The following is a 16,693-nucleotide window of genomic DNA, read 5'->3' on the forward strand; positions in this document are numbered from 1 at the left end:
ACACCTCGCAATCAACGAGCACAAGAGCACAAAAACATGCCATCACGTCCTTCCGGTTCTGAACGCTACCACGGCGCAAGCATTGCGCTGCATTGGCTGATCGCGGCGCTGATCGTCTGCGGCTTCTATATCGGCTGGATCATGACCGATATCCCCGGCTTCACGCCCACCAAGCTGAAGTACTTCTCGTGGCACAAGTGGATCGGCGTGACCGTTCTCGTGCTCGCCGTGGCCCGCGTGCTGTGGCGCGCCAGCCACCGCGCGCCGCCGCTCGACAGCGCAACGCCCGCGTGGCAGAAGGCTGCCGCCCATCTGGTGCACGGCGTGCTGTACCTGCTGATGCTGGCGATCCCGCTGTCCGGCTACTTCTACAGTTCAGCGTCCGGCATTCAGGTGGTGTATCTCGGCATCGTGCCGCTGCCCACGCTCATCGGCCCGGATCAGGCGCTCAAGGCCACGCTGCGCACGGTCCACGTGCTGCTCAACTACACGCTGCTGACGCTCGTCGTCATGCACGTGCTGGCGGCGCTCAAGCATCAGTTCGTCGATCGCGACGGCTTGCTCGCCCGGATGATTCCGTTCCTCAAGTAACGATCGTCACGATCAACCGACATACGCGTGGCCGTCAATTGGCCACGACTTGTTGGCAATCTAATTCCCAGCGGTGTGCAATCAACGCACGCGGATTCGATAGGATGCGTACCACCATGAAATCAACCACTTTTCAATCCGTTCATCGCGCGACGCTCGCCGGCCTCGCCGCCCTTGCGCTGTCCGGCGCGGGCCTCGCGCACGCCGACGTCGACCTGAGCAAGAGCACCGTCGTTGCCACGACGAAGCAGATGAACGTGCCGGTCGACGGCAAGTTCAGGAAGTTCTCGGCGCAACTGAATTTCGATCCGGCCAGGCCGACCGCGGGCAGCGCCAACGTGTCGATCGACACCGGCAGCTACGACCTCGGCGCCGACGACTACAACAAGCAGGCGCAAGGCAAGGAGTGGTTCGATAGCGCAAGCTGGCCTGCCGCGACCTTCGTGTCGAGCGCGATCGCGCCGGCCGGCGGCAACCAGTACAGGATCACCGGCAAGCTCACCATCAAGGGCAAGTCGCAAACCGTCGTGGTGCCGGTCGTCATCGCGAGCCAGGGCGCCACGCAAAGCTTCGACGGCTCGTTGCCGATCAAGCGCTCGCAGTTCGACGTCGGCACGGGCGAATGGAAAGACACGTCGGTCGTCGCCGACGAAGTCGTCATCAAATTTCATCTCGTCGCTTCAAAGAAGTAACGCACAACACCGAAGCTTCACAGCACTTTCTGAAACCTGGAGAACACCTTGAAGAATCAATTTTTGCTCGCCGCGGGCGCGCTGGCCGCTGCATTGTCGTTCAACGCGATGGCAGCCGATACCTATCAGCTCGACCCGACCCACACGTCGCCGAGCTTCGAGACCGACCACTTCGGCGGCATTTCGACCTGGCGCGGCAAGTTCAGGAAGGGCAGCGGCACCGTGGTGCTGGATCGCCTGGCGAAGACCGGCACGGTCGACGTGACGATCGACATGAACTCGGTCGATATCGGCAACGACAAGCTCGACGCGGAACTGGTCACCGACAAGTTCTTCGATGCCGCCAGGTACCCGAGCGCCACCTACAAGGGCACGCAGATCCGCTTCGACGGCGACAAGCCGGTGGAAGTGATCGGCACGCTGACGATGCACGGCATCACCAAGCCGGTCAATCTGAAGATCGATTCGTTCAAGTGCTTCGTGAACCCGATGCTCAAGCGCGAAGTCTGCGGCACGGAATCGACCGCGACGTTCAATCGCGACGATTTCGGCGTCGACTTCGGCAAGACCTACGGCTTCAAGATGCTGACTACGCTGCACATTCAGGCTGAAGGCATCAAGCAGTAAGCGCCGGTCTTAGGCAAGCTCGCCTCACGCGGTTGCGGCAACGGGTCGACGTTGCCGCAACACGACGTACAGCGCGCTGGCGAAGACGGAGCAAGGTACTATTACGGTTTGGCAGCCGGCGCGCGGCGCATCGTGTTCTGCGCAGGCCGAGGCCCGACGCAGCAGGCCATACCGCGCGGCAGCACGGCACGCGCTTAGAATGAACTGTCCGCTGCCGTTGCCGTCATCCGTTTTCGCCACCCATGAGTTCTCCAGTCCGCCACATCGCGCACCTCGACATGGACGCGTTCTACGCGTCCGTCGAGCTTTTGCGCTATCCGGAACTGCGCGGCCTCGCGGTGGTGATCGGCGGCGGCCGCAGCGGCGTGCCGCAAACGCTCGAAGACGGCAGCCGCCGCTTCGCGAAGCTGCGCGATTATGCGGGCCGCGGCGTGGTGACCACGTCCACTTACGAAGCGCGCGCACTTGGCGTGTTCTCGGCGATGGGCATGATGAAGGCGGCCGCGCTCGCGCCCGACGCGATCCTGCTGCCCACCGACTTCGACTCGTACCGCCACTACTCGCGTCTGTTCAAGTTGGCGGTCGCCACATTCACGGACCGTATCGAAGATCGCGGCATCGACGAAATCAAATGATGGTCCTATCCCCCTTTTTGTCTTCTTAACGCACCATCCCTTACTATTCAATGAACCGCCCCGGATTTGGTGGAGGCTCCAACTCTTGAGAAAATGGAGCCATGAACAAGTCGACCAAATTTTCTGCTGAAGTCCGGGAGCGTGCAGTGTGCATGGTGCAAGAACATCGGGGCGAGTATCCGTCACAGTGGGCGGCGATCGAATCCATCGCCCCCAAGATCGGCTGCACGAGCCAGACATTGCTGGGGTGGGTCAAACGAGATGAAGTCGATAGCGGCGAGCGCGAGGGCGTGAGCACGTCGGAACGCGAACGTCTTAAGGCACTGGAGCGCGAAGTCAAGGAACTGCGCCGCGCCAACGAGATTCTGAAACTGGCGAGTGCGTTTTTCGCCCAGGCGGAGCTTGACCGCCGCCTGAAGTCCTGAAGGCCTTCATCGATCAGCATCGCGGCACCTTCGGGGTCGAGCCGATCTGCAAGGTCTTGCGGATTGCCCCGTCGGGCTACCGGCGCCATGCAGCACAGCTTCGCGATCCGTCGCGCCGCTGCGCTCGTGCGATACGCGATGAACGCCTGCGGTCCGAGATCCAGCGTGTCTGGCAGGCCAACATGCGGGTCTACGGAGCGGATAAAGTCTGGAAGCAGATGAACCGGGAGCGTATCGCGGTGGCTCGCTGCACGGTCGAACGACCGCTGAAGACACACCGGCTATGGCTGCCGCTTCCTCGCTTGACAGACCCTGTGCAATTGCTTTCCAGAACCGTTGCAGGTTCTGCTTCTGATTGACGCCAGGGCGCCCGATAGAGCCTACCAACGGCCGGATTCCCCGGCGGCACCGCCCGTGTTTCTTTGCCATTTCACCCTTTCGATTTCGGGGGTGTTGCGACGACCGGTTGAATCCGCCCAATACGTTAGCATTCGCTATAGCGAGCGACTGGCCGAAGCGGGCATCGAGCCCTCGGTTGGTAGCCGTGGCGACAGTTACGACAACGCACTGGCAGAGACAATCAACGGTTTGTACAAGGCCGAACTGATTCATCGCTGCACCTGGAAAACACGGGAGTCCGTCGAGTTGGCAACGCTGGAATGGGTGGCCTGGTTCAATCATCATCGATTGATGGAACCCCTCGGCTACATCCCGCCTGCTGAAGCTGAGGCAAACTACTACCGGCAACTTGAAACACCGGTCGCCGAACCCGCATTAACTTAAACCAACCAGCCTCCACGATTCCCGGGGCGGTTCAGTTCACGGCCGCTAGTTAGTTGGGAACCGGCGTCGGGTCCGGTGTGATCAGGAGATCCTCAGGGTGAAATCGCAACTGCAATTTGTCGCCGTCGATAGTGAAGGTGTCGTGCATATTTCCTTTCTCGCCGTCCGGCAACCTCAGCGTATCATCTCGATGGACCGGATCGTCACGGATCCACTCATCAAACTGCGCAATTCCGACATGCCCTTCATCGAGGAACGTCGCGAGCCTTCGGAATAGCTTCGGCCACATGACCAGCGCCTGAGCGTCCTCAATCTTTTGGATCAGAGCTGCCTTTTCGGTAGTGACGCTTTCGTGGGGGAAAAATCCCTCATTTGCTCTTCGCACCTTATGCACGACATCGCGCAGATGCTTTACGAGCGACATCGGCATCGAATCGTACGGCTCGACATAGGCAAGTCCAGCAGCGACTAGCTTCGCATTAACGCTCTGGTCTAGCATCGCCGTATCAATGAACACCCTTTCACCGTCGTCGTGGCCCGGCGCGCCGGCGTACACCAATCCAAGCAACCGGCCGTTGGCTTCGATACCATTCGCCAACACGTAACCGAGTAACGGGTTCTGGTCCACAGACTGAACCACGTTTGGCAAATCTGCGAAAAAGCGAACATTCTTAAACCCCAACAGCGCCAAATTTCGGTCGCGGGCGGCAAGCGCAAATTTAAGTTCCTGATGTGCGCCCTGAAAGTGCGTTTCAAGCGCATCAATACCTTCATAGCGAACGTTGATCCGCCCACCATGGATATCCGCCGGTCTGCCCGAAATCTTTCGCAACTGACGGACAACATCTAGAGAATCAGGAATGAATGCGACGGTGTCGCCGTCGGGTTGTGGGCCTTGACGCGGCTTGTCTGGGTTGTGAATCCAATACTTCCCCTTAACTAGGGTATAACGCGATTTCTTTGCTGCGACCATGGCTTGTTCTCCTAGCTGGCCACGATGCGACATTGCAGTACGAACGTGAATTGCTTGCGCCATCCTCGCGTCCGCCAGAAAAATAACCAGAGTCAGCGTAGCCGCCACGGGGCAGCGCCAACATCACAACCGGACGTGTGTTCGGCCACTTTGGAAAGAAGGCTGTAAAAATTATTGGCCGTGCGGTTCAAAAATCAATACATTTGAAAAGAATCTTTTATGACAATTCGAGGCGGCTGCCGCACGACAGTTAGTCAGCGCACTGCACGCACGCTGTGGTGTCGATGGCGTCGCGAGTCCCCTACACGTGCACTCCACCGAGTGCAAAGAGCGATCGGCGCCACCGACCGCGACAGACTATAAGGAGAATCCATACTGTCGCACAGATACCACGAGACACGCTAAACCTGACCCGCTACGCCTCGTCGTTCGTGCGGTGCGGGTGGCCGTGACCACGCGCACATCTATCCAAACGATCCAGCCGCTATACGACAGGAAACCCGACTTCCTGGTGTCGCAGGCAAGATCGACTCGCTTGCCCGACCTTGCAACGTTCACAGTCGTAAGCGGAACGGCCGCTTGTTGATGCGGAGTTGCCGTTTGAGTGTCCGGGCAAACGAGTGAGCGAACGGCGGCTCGTGGCCGTTCTGAAACCGTCGTTCGTCGAGCACATGGACGTAGTGGTGTAGCGACACGCGCTCGCTGGCCCTTCAGCAGCCAGGCGCAAATCCTACGTCGCGCCCGACGAATCTTAACGGCAGCTTGCTACAACGGTTCAGCTGGGCTGGATATCACATGGAGGTCGTGGCATCGGCTCATCGTCCGCGAATGCAGTGCCGCACCGCACGGCAAACGCGAAGGCTGATTGCCGGTTCGCAAAATACCCCAGATCACCAAGCGAGGTGGCCCCGCCATCTTCCTCAAGAATTGATACCCGCGCGACAAAAGTATTACCGTCCCTTGCTACCGACGGCTGTATTGCTACACCGTGGTGATAGAAGTGCATAACGTCCCTCGGACTGACATCAGGCGCAGGCGCTCCGTTTGGCGGCGGGCGACGTGATACAGCGCGATCTCGTGAGTGGACCGAAGATACGCGCCAGACGTGGCACGCGCGTGACCGACAATTTTGTTGGCGGGTTGCAGCTCAGGGTTTTCGGGCAATCGCGCGAAGAACTGAATCGCCGTCGCGGGTAAGACGGGGGCGTTGAGTTCCGGACCCCAGCTTTTCCAGGGCGACCAGCTGACAGTCCAGCAGTGTGTCGAACTCTTCGCGGTTCAGGTCAATCTCCTCCGGCGCAGCCGCGACTAGCATCAGGGTGGCAAATTCGTGCGGGCTCAGCATGTGTGTGTCTCCGCTTACTCTGGAATGAACCGAGACTAACTTTGACGCAACTGGCCGTTTCCAAGTTCCAAGCTTCTGAGCGCCGGCAGATCGCCAACAATCAAAAGAAAAGGGGCCGAATTCGGTTGACGTTTATCTACCATCACCGCCCCGTATCCAGGAGTAGGATCTGATCTGTGAGAAACGGCCTTCTAAGGTGATGATGGGCGGGGAGCTGTCGGAATGAAAAAAATCGCTTTGCTATGGAAGGTTGTCCGGGACGATTTGCGCGTGCTCTTATATGCGCTGCGGCATCCCGACCGTCCAAGATGGCTGATGCCCGCGACCGCTCTGGTGGCGCTGTATGCGATCGATCCTTTCAATGTCGCTGTTCCATTCGTCGGGATTGTGGACGACGGTGTGCTAGTTCCGCTGGCATTGCATTTGATAGTCCGTTGTCTGCCAATCCAGTTGCAACGGCTACGCCGCCTGTGATGAAATCAACAAAGAACATGTTGCAGAGTTCGCGCCACGCCGCATGAATCAAGGCGCAGGACCCGAGATGATCGCACAGGACCGCACCGCAAAGGTGAGTGACGTCTCTTAGTAGAGCTGAGTGTCTCTTGTGGGTCGGGAAGACTAATTCGTCGATAGAGAGAGAAGACATTCGTCGGCACGGGTTTGCGAATGTCAGTGAAGCGACCTTCAGCCGCCGCACAGCGGCTGATCGGCGACCGTCGGCTTTGGCCGATGACTTGTCTTTGGCTGACGGCACAGATGACTGTGCGCACTGATACCTGCCCTTCGCACTTCGAAGGCTCGACAGGGAGCGCCGGGGCCGCTGGGCGTCGGTCGTCATTGACCAAATCGATTCCATGTACCACCCGCGCGTGCCAAACGCGTCGATGCGATCCAGCAAGTTCCGAAGTTCCACCAAGTCACGGACCGCCCACGCCGCACACTTGCCGCACTTGACAGTCAAACACTCCGCGGAGCCCCTCTGCTATGGGAGAATCGATACCGTCGCTGTGACAACAATGCAGGCAAACGTTAACGGAGTGGTGCCTGAGGAATGGTCGGCCCTCAGGCGCCTGGCAGGATGCCAAAATCGAGCTGGCCCACACCGCAGGTCAACGTCGTGAGACATGGGTGCTGCGGCCGAAACGGTGATGCTGCGCCTGCCGACATCCAGCGCCAGGCAGTTGGCGCCTCGTGCCGGCGGACTGGTTCGCGCCGCCGGCATTCGGATCGGATCAGCCGCGCGCGCCTGCCCCTCAACCTTTTCCCGGCACGGAAAGCCGGCGGCATTCGGCGTACTGGTTTCGGATCGTCGCGTGGCCGGGCCCGGACACGTCGATTTCGAGTACATCGCCGACCTGCCAGCCCTGAGCCTCGAGCTGCGCCCAGAGAGTATCGGGCAGTTGAAGCACGCCGTCGCCGCTGCCATCAGCGGCGTCCATAATCTCGACTACCCAACGTTTTGGCGGTACCACAGGACGTCCTCCATTTTCTACGTGTGACCATCGGCAGGCCACCTGGCGTTGCGTGATAACACGCCCCGATCGTTGATACCGATGGCCCGGCCGACCAGGACGAAGTGTTCGACGAGTTCGCATGCTCTCGGAAGCCAAATCGCTCGATGCCGGGCACCGCATCGTCAATCGCCAGCCCATGCTTCAGGCGTTGCCGGCCGCATGGCGGATGATGACATCGGGGTTCGCTCGGTGCCGGCGAACCGGTCGACCCAGCGGGGGCTTGATAGGGTCGCGGTTCCGGCAACCCGATGACGCAGCGCGCGTAGTAGCGCGTCGATCACCTTCTGCTCTGGCATTGTCTGAAGCCATGATGTCGTGAGCACCAATTCGACCTTCGGTTAGCCACTCGCCCTGGCCGAACACGGTCTGCACGGTTTCCAGGTGACGGCGCTTATCCAGCATGACCATGCGGAACATCCTCTGTGGGAATTGACCTGGTGAGCATGCCTATCCGCTTTGCGCGTGCCTGACGGAAAAAAACTCGGCACCCTGTTTCCAGCGATCCGGCTGGACAGGACAACTGCTGGCATCCGGGCTGGCGCGTCTGGCGACCGGCTCCGCCGTCCCGCAGTCGCACGCCTTCAGTACAGCCAGTCTGGCCGCCTGCAGCATCGAAGCCTCCCACTGGCCGGCAGGCCCCCTTGCCGCACTGCCCGATTCAGTCATGCCCGCCAACGCGTGACGACAACATCGTATGAGCAGGCCCAGGGATTTCGAGCAGCGATCCGCGTCGCACGCAGGTCCGACCCGCGGGTCACATGCGCGTGGCCCCTGGCATCAGCGGTGGCCGTTGAGGAAGTCGAACCAGTCGTGCGCGAAGGCGCAGCCGTGATCAGGAATGCCCGAACCGGCAAGCTTCTGGTCGAAGTATGTCCTGGCAGGCTCTGGAATTTCGTCCAGACGCACGTAACGGAAGCCTGCTTCGTTCATGCGAACCGTCACCGCCGGGGGCACGGGTCGCGGTGGCAACGCCTCGCACCCCTGATTCAGTGCAGCGGCAAGACAGCGCGCCACGAGGTCCCATACGCTGCCCGCCCACCTCGGATAACCGCGCACCCTCGCCCGCTCGCCGACCGCACCGAGCATCGCCTCTTCCAGGGCAACGCTGTAGTTAGCGAGTGCCCCGTCGCTCACCCGTGCGATATCCGCCGTGGCGATGACACGCTTTCCGCTTTCCCGTCCACCGGGCAGCAACTCAATGGTGACTCGAAGCATCCGCCTCTCCTTTTAATGACTCTTTCATCGGGCGCAGCAGTCCTGTGGACGCACACTGGCCGAGGGCCCGTATATGGACCGCGGTCGCCTGCACGCCCGACGGAACAATCGCCGCTTATGCCGGGATGCTCGTGCAGGCCACAGCCATGCGGGCATCGGCGCCGGCGATCCGCCGGGACACGATCTCACTGGCGAATGCCGCGGCGCGTTCGACAGACAGCGACGGCCCGAGCAGCTCACGCATGCGGCCCTCGGCGAACACGGTGGCGGACGACAAACCTGCGGAACTGGCCTCCACGATGGCATCCAGCACCGTGATGTCAAACTCGAACTGTGCCGCCCGCGCGATCATGCGGGCGATAGTCCGGTGTGCGTGCGCGAGCGTGATCCCGTTGGCGACGGCGACATCGATCAGTGGCCAGCGATGCCTGCCAATTCCGTAGCGGTGGGCAAGCAGGTCGGCATCCCGGCCGGCTTTTGCATCCAGCGGCTGCTCCGGTCTGAGCAGGTGTCGTCCCCGGGTGGCCAGGCATTCCGCGACGCGACGGATCGCGCCTTCGAGCGTGCCAGCCTCAACGGTCACGCGCCACCTGCCCTCGCGCACCGCGGGATGTGCCGCCGGCGGCGCCAGCAGTTGCCCCGGCGCCAGCAGTAGCGCTCGCTCCCAGGCACGCAGGCGCTGCGCTGTCATCGCCCTTTTGAACGTTCCCTGCTCCCACCTTGACAGCGTGGTCGTGGACACATGACAGGCGTTCGCGACTTCGGCCAGAGCAAGTCCGAGTTCTGCCCTGAACCTCGCCGCGTGCCTGCCGATTGCTTCGCAGCTCATAGCGGAAACGCCCGTCGCGTGCGCGCCAGACCCCGCAACCGGGGTGGCTGACGCAACGTCCACGCTGACGGCAGGATCCGGCAACGGCTGGGCCGCATGACTGACGAGCCATCCTGGCGGCACCTGCAGTGTGGTCTCCAGCGACTTGAGCAAGTCAGCTGACATGCTGCGGGGTAACCCTCCCTTTTCCCAGCGCACAAAGGTCAGTCGGGCGACGCCCGACTGGCTGGCGAGGCTCTGCTGTGTCAGGCCCATCGCCCTGCGGCGCTCACGCAGGCGCTGCGCGATCCGCGGTGCGTCGGATCGCGGAATCCACTCACGGTCTCCGGTCATGCTGGTCTCCTGCCTGGCACCCCTGTGTTTTAATGAAAGGCGGTCTTTCCCCGACCGGACAGCCGGCTCTTCCAGCGACCGTATGCCGTCCGCCGCCTTCAGCCAGCAAAGGCATACGCGTTGGCCCGCGCGTCATGCAGCGCGTGGTGCTCGCCGCCATGCCGTGCGAACCAGGCAGCACGCCGCCCCCGGTCCCACCGGCCCGCGATGTTTTCGAGCCGCCAGCCGCGCGGCAGCGGACCGTCCAGCAGGAACCGGAACAGGTTCAGGTCCGTCTCGTAGTCGTAGCAAAGCACCGGCGCCCCATCGCCCGGGATGCCCGCGAGCCAGGCGCGCAGTGCCTCGCGCAGCGCGGCGAACGGCATCGCGCGCCCCTCGAACTGGCCGAGTTGCGGTAGCACCACGGCGCGGACAAAGTCGCTGCACAGCGTCGGATCGAAGTCGGTGCGCTCGCCGTAGAACTCGTTCCCGTTCTCGCCGACGACAGCGAGACTGATCAGCTGGCAGCGCTGGAAATCGGTGAACTCGGTGTCGATGAAGTAGCGGTTGTCCCAGCTGGTGGCAGCCCCGGTCGGGATGGGATACACCAGTGCGCCGTGAAAGCGGGTATCGGTCATGGCCGCGCGCGCCTCTTCGCGTGACCGGGACGCACCGGTCCATCGCCATGACTGGTCCGTTCGACATTCAGCATCTGTTCGCTCCTGCTTCATTGAACCGGCCCGGACCGCCCGCACGGTGTGTCGCGCGCCACCAGTCATCCACATCTCTTACCGTATTCGTCATGGCCCGCCGTTGTCATCCCGGTCCGGAGCGCCAGCGCTGCGGCCAGCCTGCGCCGGCCGCGTGCCCGGCGGCCGTACGCGGCGCAGCGAACCGGCGAGCACGCTCACCTGCTCCGGAAACGGGATCGTCGCGGTCGCGGAGGCCCTGGCGTCGTCGCGGGTCGCGAGCGCGAAGCGCCGCAGCCGCGTGCGCAACTGTTCCTAGGTTTCATCGGGCGGCAACACCGGCTGTTTCCTGTGTTTTCCCACGTCAGCTCCCGGTAACGTCCCGCCGTGGCGGCGGCCGCCCGCTCGCCGTGATAAGGCGGATTATCACGGCGAGCCCCCTTCCGGCCGGTGCAGCGCAGCAAGCCGCGCCGGCAGTTCTGCCAGCACCGCCGGGGCACTGACGCCCCGCGCCGGATCCGTGTGGAGCAGATGATCGCGGCACACGGCCGGCCAGCCCGCCTCATCGTCGTCGAGCGCGAACCACGCCTCGGGCTGGCGGCGGCACACCTCGCCCCACACCGGCGCGCCGCGCGGCAGCGAATCCAACCACTGCGGATCCATCCGGCCGTGAAAGCCCCGACCACCCGGCCGCGCAACTCCGGCGGCAGGCGGCGGGCGGCCTTCCGCACGCTGCCGGGCACGCGCACCCAGCCCGTCGACAGCACGATGCGGAAGTCGGGATACGGCTGGACGCAACGCTCCAGCCGCGCCGCGTGTTCAAACAGCCCATGCCCTGGCGGGTCCGCGGCAGACGGCCCGGCAACCGGGCGGCACCACACATTGTCCGGATGCAGGACGCCGTCGACATCCAGATAGAGCACAAGCCCGCCTCGCCAGCGCGGCAGCCTGTCCGTCGTCTCGCCGAGCAGGCGTGACCCCTCGCCCGTGCAAGCTTCCACGGCCAGCCCGGGTCAGGGATTGGCTGCGGCGCCTGGCACTTTCGCCCGCCAGAGCCGCTTGCCGCGCGCCGGACGCGTGGCCACGGCGTACGGCACGGAAAACCGGCGCCCCGCCTCGGTCGTGAACTGGGTCACCGAGACCAGCAGGTCATCGCCGTCGTAACCGCCTTCGGTCGCCCCGATGCGGATCTCGCTCAGCGGCTCCAGGGTCCACTGCCCGACCTCCCGGGCCTGGCGCGTACTCAGCACCGCGGCGCCGCGCAGCACGTTATCGCCGTCCGCGAACTGGTCAAGCGACGGCGCGCTGCCCTTCAGGTCCATCATCACGATTGTCGGCACGCCCCGCGAGCCGCGCGACGACACCCGCAGAATCAGCACGTCGCGCGGCACCAGTTGCAAGATCACGCCCCACACGCCGGAGCCCTCCGGCACGAACGGCACTTCCGACGCAGGCAAACGGTTATTTTCACTTGTCACAAACATACAGCCTCTACCTCAAACGCTTTCTCTATCACTAGCTGCTCGATGAGCATGCCAGTGACCTCAAGAGAGTCAAACATCCCGCTGGAGAACATTTAGCCGCCATCAAAACTCCCCAAACCCCGGTTGCATATGGGTTCCGGCCAGACATCACCCATCTAATTCCCAGTTCACTGGGAAGACAAATTATAGCGCCAACTGGACAGTGCTCCCATTTCACTGGGAGAAAAATTTGGAGTTGGCCGAAGTCTTTGGCGCGGTCTTACGCGAGCACCGCATTCGCGCCGAGCTAACACAGGAGCAGTTCGCCTTTGAGGCGGATATACGGCGCAATTACGTCAGCATGCTGGAACTTGGCCAGCATCAACCGACTTTGACAATGCTGTTTTCGCTTGCAGCCGCTTTGAAATGCTCGCCCAGTGAACTCGTCGCCGAAGTTGAAAAGAAACTCAAAAGACCTCCTCGCTCGACCAAGAGAGCGCCGACGTCGGCCGGAAAGCGCATGAAGGCCGCCGCCGACAAAGCTGGCAGCCCGGGTACTGATCGCTCAGACCGGAGGCCCCGGCGAGGGAACTAAGTGGTTTTCCTGCCGGCCAGTCAACGTGCTTCCCACCGACAGTGCGCGCTTCTTGACTTGGAATACGCGCTGAAACGGTCGCTGCAGGATGCCGCCGGCTAGCCATGTCGTTCGTGGTACACGAGCGTCGACTTGAAATAGCTGAACGTCGACTCGGTCGCCTGAAGTGCAGGTGCATCAGTCGGTTCATCGCGTCGCCGACATAACCAGCAGCGTGCAACCAGACGCCCCGTCACACGAACAGTGATGGTTACTCCGGTCGATCTGCAACAGTTCGCCGGAACAGGGACAGCGGCCGCCCAAAATCGGCGTAACACTCGTGAATTTGTCCGAGTGCGTGGTCAAGTAGCGTCTGGGGCAACTGGTGATTGTTGCGCATGCCGTACCGCCACGAAGTCAAAAGCGGCGTCGGCACGGCAACGGGTCACGAGCCGCTCGACCTGGCGCAGGCTCAGACCCAGGCGCTCGGCGGACGCCAAGTCATCAGACGCGCCTCTGCGATCACCTCAATGACCCTCAGGGGATCAAGCTCCGACACTGCGGGCGTCACTTGGCAAAGCCTGGCAGAGTGAGGGGTTGTGTCGCAATAAGGATGGCAGGACAAGGCATCTTCTATATAATCAGGAATGCTTACATAACCAGCGAATAGAATTGGTCGGCAACAGTCCGCTGGTATACGATCCGGTCAGCTTCGTCGCTGACCACGACCACACTGTTGTTCGAGTGCAGGTCGATTCCACTAAACTTGTCCATGCCGGCCTCCTGTGCGTCAAGTCGGTGGGTTTGCACCCTGACTCTACGCCAGCCGTTCTATCGGAACGGAGCCGGGCCGGCTATATGATTATCAGAGCCGCTTGCAGTAGTCATGCCGCATCCGTCGTCAGCGCGTCCAGGACGCTTCAGGAGCATGGATTCCACCGCAGCCGTACGCCGCGCCTTTGTTGTCGTTGTTCAAGGAAACTGAATTTTGCAGGCCCGACTACTTACCGCGAGCCACCGAGACAAGCTCTTTCACACGTCGCGCGATATTGACCAACACGCTCCCGGACGGTTGTCTGTGCGGCATACGTTGCACGTCATTCCAGTCGTCCTTCAGCGCCCGCGCATGGCCCGCTGGAGTGAATGGCCATTCGACTACTACCGCTCGCAAGACCGCTGCGCGCTCCCCCCTCTCCGTCCTGTCGATATAGGCGTTCATAGCCGACGCCTCCTGCTCAGCCGCTTCTTGAGAATCGGTGGCAATGAAGTCGTTAAGTCCTTCGATATGGACGCACCATAACTGGTCGCTCACGTCCCGTCTCCGTAGGGGGTCCTGAATCGCCGATCACCGCGCCCTGCACCTTGCTCCTGGAAAGAGTTCAATGACGCGCGTGTGACCTTCCTCCATGCAGTTCTCATTCAAACAGCAGCTTTGAGTCGTTCCCACTTCAAGTCAGAAAAACAAGGGCCTTGGGTGGCCTCACTGAACTTCACGTCATTGTGTTCGCCGTTCCATTCCATCACCTGAACATTGTCGTCTTCATCGACGGTGATATCCCATCCAACGCATCGCGCAAACGGGATCTTCTTATGAAGTTCGAGGACCGTGGCGACGCATTGTCTAAATGCCGGAACCGTCACGCCGCTGAACGGAATCCTCGAATCCGGATGCTCTTCTGTAGCGGCCCAGTCACTCATGTAACCTTCCCGATCAAGCTCGCCAGTCGCCAGGTTGACTGGCACGCAGATCTCCCGATCAGTCTGCACATGGGTATCTTCCGCTCTTCCCAAGCGCAGGAAACATGCTCGAACGGAGATACCGCCGAGGTCGTCCACCACTGTCGTGAAGCGCAACGTAGCAACGGATTTCGAAGCAAAAGCATTAAACACACTGTTTTGAATAATGAATTTTTGCATGACTCCATTGCCAAGCGACTTGATGATTTCGACGTCGAAAGTGCTCTTATCAAAAATGTAAGCACCTTTGCCTTGCTGGGACCGATCCAGTTTGAAAACGACTCTATCGCAGTGCCGGAAGACAACGCCCTCAATTTCGCGCTCGGGAACCACCACGTTTTTGTCCGTTAAAAACAGGCCGTTTGCGAAATAGGCAACGTCCGGAATTGCGTCGCCGTCGAAGATCAGCCGCGAGATCGCCTTCAGACCTGATATCTTGCCATACCAGCCTTTCATACTCGGCACCACAACGCTGCCATAGTAGTTATCCGGGATCCAACCTTCCTTGAAGGTGCCGCTGAACGCCGTGTAGACGCGAAGCCAAGGCGCGTAGATCGCATCCCCGAACACTTCGCGCGCGTAAGTGTCGGCGAGCCTCAGGTTCACCGGGTCGGCCTTTCCGTATTCCGTCTCCAGGAATTGCAGGATCTTCCTCGCCTCGACACCATGATCCCGGTGGAACTTATATTGTCCCACCCTCTTTATGGACCGTCTCACCATGCTCTCTGCGTCAAGTAAGATCATGTTCTGCTCAGGAGATACTCGGTTAAGTTTCGCATATGGTCCCTACGAGGAATGCTGGGTTTATGAAGCCAAAACACCGTACCGCTTCACTTCCTGTACCAGTATTACTGGGGCATCAATCTAAAGATCAATAAGCATTAGGATGATGGAGCCCCTTGAATACAGTCGCAAAAATGATCTTTACGTCGAGTCTGAATGACCAATTCCTCAGGTAATACAAATCGTGTGCTACCCGGCCCTCCATCTTTTCGATGCGATCGGTTTCGCCCCGAAAGCCGTTGATCTGCGCCCATCCGGTGATGCCAGGCTTGATGCGGTAGCGATGGATATAGCCGGAAACGATGTTCTGGTAGAGATCGTCGTGTTCAAGTGCGTGAGGACGTGGTCCCACTACCGACATGTCACCGCGTAGCACGTTAAAGAACTGCGGCAATTCATCAAGGCTCGTGCGACGAAGGAACCCGCCCACGGTGGTAATGCGTGGATCACCACGTGTAGCTTGCTCGAGGACGCCCTGCTTTTGCACGTGCAGACGCATGGTGCGAAACTTGTAGATCGTGAAGACGCGTCCGTCGGCCCCTTTCCGGCATTGCTTGAAAAATACCGGTCCGGGTGAACTCAGCTTCACTGCAATCGCACATGCAAGCAGGATTGGCGATACCGCAATCAGCGCAGCTAGTGCAAAGAGACGGTCAAACACTTCCTTCTGCACCATCGCATTGGGCGGCAACGGCGGCGCCGCCAGGTTGATCGCCGGAACGCCCAGCAGGTCTGTCATGCTTCCTTCAAAAAGCGCAAGCGTACGCACATCGGGCATGAAACGTATATTGATCAGGTCATTGCGAAACTCGTCGACCAGCTTGAAAATCGCGCGCTCTTCGGTCAGCGGCAATGCGAGCCAGACTTCACCGATGTTCTGTTCACGAACGTACCGGGCGAAGGCTGAATGCTCTTCAAAGACCCGCACGGGCGTCGTGGTCGTAATCGCGGTACCGGGCCGAAGATTATAAAGCGCGTTGGCACGAAAGCCGGCAGCGGGTGTCACCTCCATCTTGCGAATAATCTCATCGCAATGGTTCCCGCATGCAGCAACCGCAACCTGCTGCAAATTCAGTCCCGCGTTGCGCACCCGGCCAAGCAAAACGTGCGTAATCATGCGGCCGGCAATCATTGCGGCGCCCGAAATGCCCGTCCAGTACGCAAACCAGAGACGAGAAACGAAGTCGATACGATGCAACGAGAACATCAACGCCATCGCACAGGCCTGCACGACTAGCCACCCGAGCGCGACATGCCCTGCGAGTGCTCTCTTGGAACGGCCGCGCCATGATTCGTAGACGCCCAGCGCCGGAAAGACCGCAAGCGAAAACGCCGCTGCGAAGGCCACGAACGCCAGATAGAAACTTCGTTGGGAGCCGTCATCGAAGCGGATCCGGGAGGCCACGAATGCGCCCGCCAAAATCATCAACACGTCGAACAGTCTCGCCATCAGACCAGCAATCAATCGCATTGCAGCCCCCAGAAAGCACGCACCGGACGCATCAA

General features: G+C 60.8%; 19 protein-coding genes, 3 pseudogenes and 1 other annotated feature. Of the genes and pseudogenes, 8 read left to right on the top strand and 14 right to left on the bottom strand.

The features are described from left to right. The first annotated feature begins 36 nt into the window (after window positions 1-36). The 5 genes and pseudogenes from HV744_RS00815 to HV744_RS38370 all read left to right on the top strand — a co-directional run bounded on the left by HV744_RS00815 (window position 37) and on the right by HV744_RS38370 (window position 3,753). On the top strand, window positions 37-591 hold the full coding sequence (locus tag HV744_RS00815; RefSeq protein WP_175147679.1) for a cytochrome b: 555 nt from the start codon (window positions 37-39) through the stop codon (window positions 589-591). Window positions 592-695: 104 nt separating this feature from the next. Then, window positions 696-1,283, top strand: coding sequence for a YceI family protein (locus HV744_RS00820; RefSeq protein WP_425497643.1), 588 nt, complete (start codon window positions 696-698; stop codon window positions 1,281-1,283). Between the two features lie 48 nt (window positions 1,284-1,331). Then, window positions 1,332-1,910: a YceI family protein gene (locus HV744_RS00825; RefSeq protein WP_175147681.1), complete on the top strand. Its 579-nt coding sequence runs from the start codon at window positions 1,332-1,334 to the stop codon at window positions 1,908-1,910. Window positions 1,911-2,152: 242 nt separating this feature from the next. After that, window positions 2,153-2,539 (top strand): annotated as a pseudogene (locus HV744_RS00830) (DNA polymerase Y family protein); the annotation flags it as partial. Between the two features lie 107 nt (window positions 2,540-2,646). Continuing rightward, window positions 2,647-3,753, top strand: a pseudogene (locus HV744_RS38370) (transposase). Then, window positions 2,925-3,041 (top strand) — a sequence feature (AL1L pseudoknot). (Overlaps the previous pseudogene by 117 nt.) A 49-nt stretch (window positions 3,754-3,802) precedes the next feature. Here HV744_RS38370 and HV744_RS00845 read toward each other — a convergent pair. From HV744_RS00845 to HV744_RS00850, 3 genes are all read right to left on the bottom strand, one after another. Further along, on the bottom strand, window positions 3,803-4,834 hold the full coding sequence (locus HV744_RS00845; RefSeq protein WP_175147682.1) for a thermonuclease family protein: 1,032 nt from the start codon (window positions 4,832-4,834) through the stop codon (window positions 3,803-3,805). A gap of 667 nt (window positions 4,835-5,501) precedes the next feature. After that, window positions 5,502-5,732: a hypothetical protein gene (locus tag HV744_RS36995; RefSeq protein ID WP_246278885.1), complete on the bottom strand. Its 231-nt coding sequence runs from the start codon at window positions 5,730-5,732 to the stop codon at window positions 5,502-5,504. Window positions 5,733-5,873: 141 nt separating this feature from the next. Continuing rightward, window positions 5,874-6,071 carry a hypothetical protein gene (locus HV744_RS00850; protein ID WP_175147683.1) on the bottom strand — a complete coding sequence of 66 codons (198 nt, stop codon included), beginning with the start codon at window positions 6,069-6,071 and terminating at the stop codon, window positions 5,874-5,876. 222 nt (window positions 6,072-6,293) lie between these two features. On the opposite strand from HV744_RS00850, the gene HV744_RS00855 reads away from it, so the two are divergent. Together HV744_RS00855 and HV744_RS00860 are read left to right on the top strand one after the other, a co-directional pair. After that, window positions 6,294-6,545, top strand: coding sequence for a YkvA family protein (locus HV744_RS00855; protein WP_175147684.1), 252 nt, complete (start codon window positions 6,294-6,296; stop codon window positions 6,543-6,545). Between the two features lie 650 nt (window positions 6,546-7,195). Continuing rightward, window positions 7,196-7,570, top strand: coding sequence for a hypothetical protein (locus HV744_RS00860; protein ID WP_175147685.1), 375 nt, complete (start codon window positions 7,196-7,198; stop codon window positions 7,568-7,570). 156 nt (window positions 7,571-7,726) lie between these two features. Here the strand turns inward: HV744_RS00860 and HV744_RS00865 are convergent, their stop codons facing one another. From HV744_RS00865 to HV744_RS00890, 7 genes and pseudogenes are all read right to left on the bottom strand, one after another. Next, window positions 7,727-7,993 carry a hypothetical protein gene (locus HV744_RS00865; RefSeq protein ID WP_175147686.1) on the bottom strand — a complete coding sequence of 89 codons (267 nt, stop codon included), beginning with the start codon at window positions 7,991-7,993 and terminating at the stop codon, window positions 7,727-7,729. 369 nt (window positions 7,994-8,362) lie between these two features. Then, window positions 8,363-8,800 carry a hypothetical protein gene (locus HV744_RS00870; protein WP_175147687.1) on the bottom strand — a complete coding sequence of 146 codons (438 nt, stop codon included), beginning with the start codon at window positions 8,798-8,800 and terminating at the stop codon, window positions 8,363-8,365. 115 nt (window positions 8,801-8,915) lie between these two features. After that, entirely contained in the window at window positions 8,916-9,962 is a 1,047-nt protein-coding gene (locus HV744_RS00875; RefSeq protein ID WP_175147688.1) for a helix-turn-helix domain-containing protein, read from the bottom strand. A gap of 98 nt (window positions 9,963-10,060) precedes the next feature. Continuing rightward, a complete protein-coding gene (locus HV744_RS00880) occupies window positions 10,061-10,579 on the bottom strand; it encodes a 3'-5' exonuclease family protein (RefSeq protein WP_175147689.1) in 519 nt (172 codons plus the stop codon). A gap of 477 nt (window positions 10,580-11,056) precedes the next feature. Then, window positions 11,057-11,278: an HAD domain-containing protein gene (locus HV744_RS38375; RefSeq protein WP_246278910.1), complete on the bottom strand. Its 222-nt coding sequence runs from the start codon at window positions 11,276-11,278 to the stop codon at window positions 11,057-11,059. A gap of 80 nt (window positions 11,279-11,358) precedes the next feature. Further along, a pseudogene (locus tag HV744_RS38380) lies at window positions 11,359-11,631 on the bottom strand (HAD domain-containing protein); the annotation flags it as partial. A 12-nt stretch (window positions 11,632-11,643) separates the two neighbouring features. Further along, window positions 11,644-12,114, bottom strand: coding sequence for a hypothetical protein (locus tag HV744_RS00890; RefSeq protein ID WP_246278886.1), 471 nt, complete (start codon window positions 12,112-12,114; stop codon window positions 11,644-11,646). 229 nt (window positions 12,115-12,343) lie between these two features. Here HV744_RS00890 and HV744_RS00895 point away from each other — a divergent pair, with 229 nt between their 5' ends. Next, window positions 12,344-12,688: a helix-turn-helix domain-containing protein gene (locus HV744_RS00895; RefSeq protein ID WP_175147690.1), complete on the top strand. Its 345-nt coding sequence runs from the start codon at window positions 12,344-12,346 to the stop codon at window positions 12,686-12,688. 630 nt (window positions 12,689-13,318) lie between these two features. On the opposite strand, the gene HV744_RS37950 is transcribed toward HV744_RS00895, so the two are convergent. The 4 genes from HV744_RS37950 to HV744_RS00910 form a co-directional block, all read right to left on the bottom strand. Further along, window positions 13,319-13,441: a hypothetical protein gene (locus tag HV744_RS37950; RefSeq protein WP_281363620.1), complete on the bottom strand. Its 123-nt coding sequence runs from the start codon at window positions 13,439-13,441 to the stop codon at window positions 13,319-13,321. Between the two features lie 226 nt (window positions 13,442-13,667). Then, window positions 13,668-13,979 carry a hypothetical protein gene (locus HV744_RS00900; protein ID WP_175147691.1) on the bottom strand — a complete coding sequence of 104 codons (312 nt, stop codon included), beginning with the start codon at window positions 13,977-13,979 and terminating at the stop codon, window positions 13,668-13,670. A gap of 107 nt (window positions 13,980-14,086) precedes the next feature. Beyond that, window positions 14,087-15,148 carry a sugar-transfer associated ATP-grasp domain-containing protein gene (locus HV744_RS00905; protein ID WP_175147692.1) on the bottom strand — a complete coding sequence of 354 codons (1,062 nt, stop codon included), beginning with the start codon at window positions 15,146-15,148 and terminating at the stop codon, window positions 14,087-14,089. A gap of 127 nt (window positions 15,149-15,275) precedes the next feature. Next, complete coding sequence (locus HV744_RS00910; protein WP_175147693.1) at window positions 15,276-16,658, bottom strand: undecaprenyl-phosphate glucose phosphotransferase; 1,383 nt, start codon at window positions 16,656-16,658, stop codon at window positions 15,276-15,278. Window positions 16,659-16,693 lie beyond the last annotated feature (35 nt).

Origin of the sequence: Paraburkholderia ultramafica (assembly GCF_902859915.1) — a bacterium.
Lineage (GTDB): Bacteria > Pseudomonadota > Gammaproteobacteria > Burkholderiales > Burkholderiaceae > Paraburkholderia > Paraburkholderia ultramafica.

Excerpts from the sequence above, each read along its gene's own strand:
- HV744_RS00815 (WP_175147679.1), top strand. The coding sequence starts at position 37 with ATGCCATCACGTCCTTCCGGTTCTGAACGCTACCACGGCGCAAGCATT.
- HV744_RS00820 (WP_425497643.1), top strand. The coding sequence starts at position 696 with ATGCGTACCACCATGAAATCAACCACTTTTCAATCCGTTCATCGCGCG.
- HV744_RS36995 (WP_246278885.1), bottom strand. The coding sequence starts at position 5,732 with ATGCACTTCTATCACCACGGTGTAGCAATACAGCCGTCGGTAGCAAGG.
- HV744_RS00850 (WP_175147683.1), bottom strand. The coding sequence starts at position 6,071 with ATGCTGAGCCCGCACGAATTTGCCACCCTGATGCTAGTCGCGGCTGCG.
- HV744_RS00855 (WP_175147684.1), top strand. The coding sequence starts at position 6,294 with ATGAAAAAAATCGCTTTGCTATGGAAGGTTGTCCGGGACGATTTGCGC.
- HV744_RS00860 (WP_175147685.1), top strand. The coding sequence starts at position 7,196 with ATGGGTGCTGCGGCCGAAACGGTGATGCTGCGCCTGCCGACATCCAGC.
- HV744_RS00865 (WP_175147686.1), bottom strand. The coding sequence starts at position 7,993 with ATGGTCATGCTGGATAAGCGCCGTCACCTGGAAACCGTGCAGACCGTG.
- HV744_RS00870 (WP_175147687.1), bottom strand. The coding sequence starts at position 8,800 with ATGCTTCGAGTCACCATTGAGTTGCTGCCCGGTGGACGGGAAAGCGGA.
- HV744_RS00875 (WP_175147688.1), bottom strand. The coding sequence starts at position 9,962 with ATGACCGGAGACCGTGAGTGGATTCCGCGATCCGACGCACCGCGGATC.
- HV744_RS00880 (WP_175147689.1), bottom strand. The coding sequence starts at position 10,579 with ATGACCGATACCCGCTTTCACGGCGCACTGGTGTATCCCATCCCGACC.
- HV744_RS00890 (WP_246278886.1), bottom strand. The coding sequence starts at position 12,114 with ATGTTTGTGACAAGTGAAAATAACCGTTTGCCTGCGTCGGAAGTGCCG.
- HV744_RS37950 (WP_281363620.1), bottom strand. The coding sequence starts at position 13,441 with ATGGACAAGTTTAGTGGAATCGACCTGCACTCGAACAACAGTGTGGTC.
- HV744_RS00905 (WP_175147692.1), bottom strand. The coding sequence starts at position 15,148 with ATGATCTTACTTGACGCAGAGAGCATGGTGAGACGGTCCATAAAGAGG.
- HV744_RS00910 (WP_175147693.1), bottom strand. The coding sequence starts at position 16,658 with ATGCGATTGATTGCTGGTCTGATGGCGAGACTGTTCGACGTGTTGATG.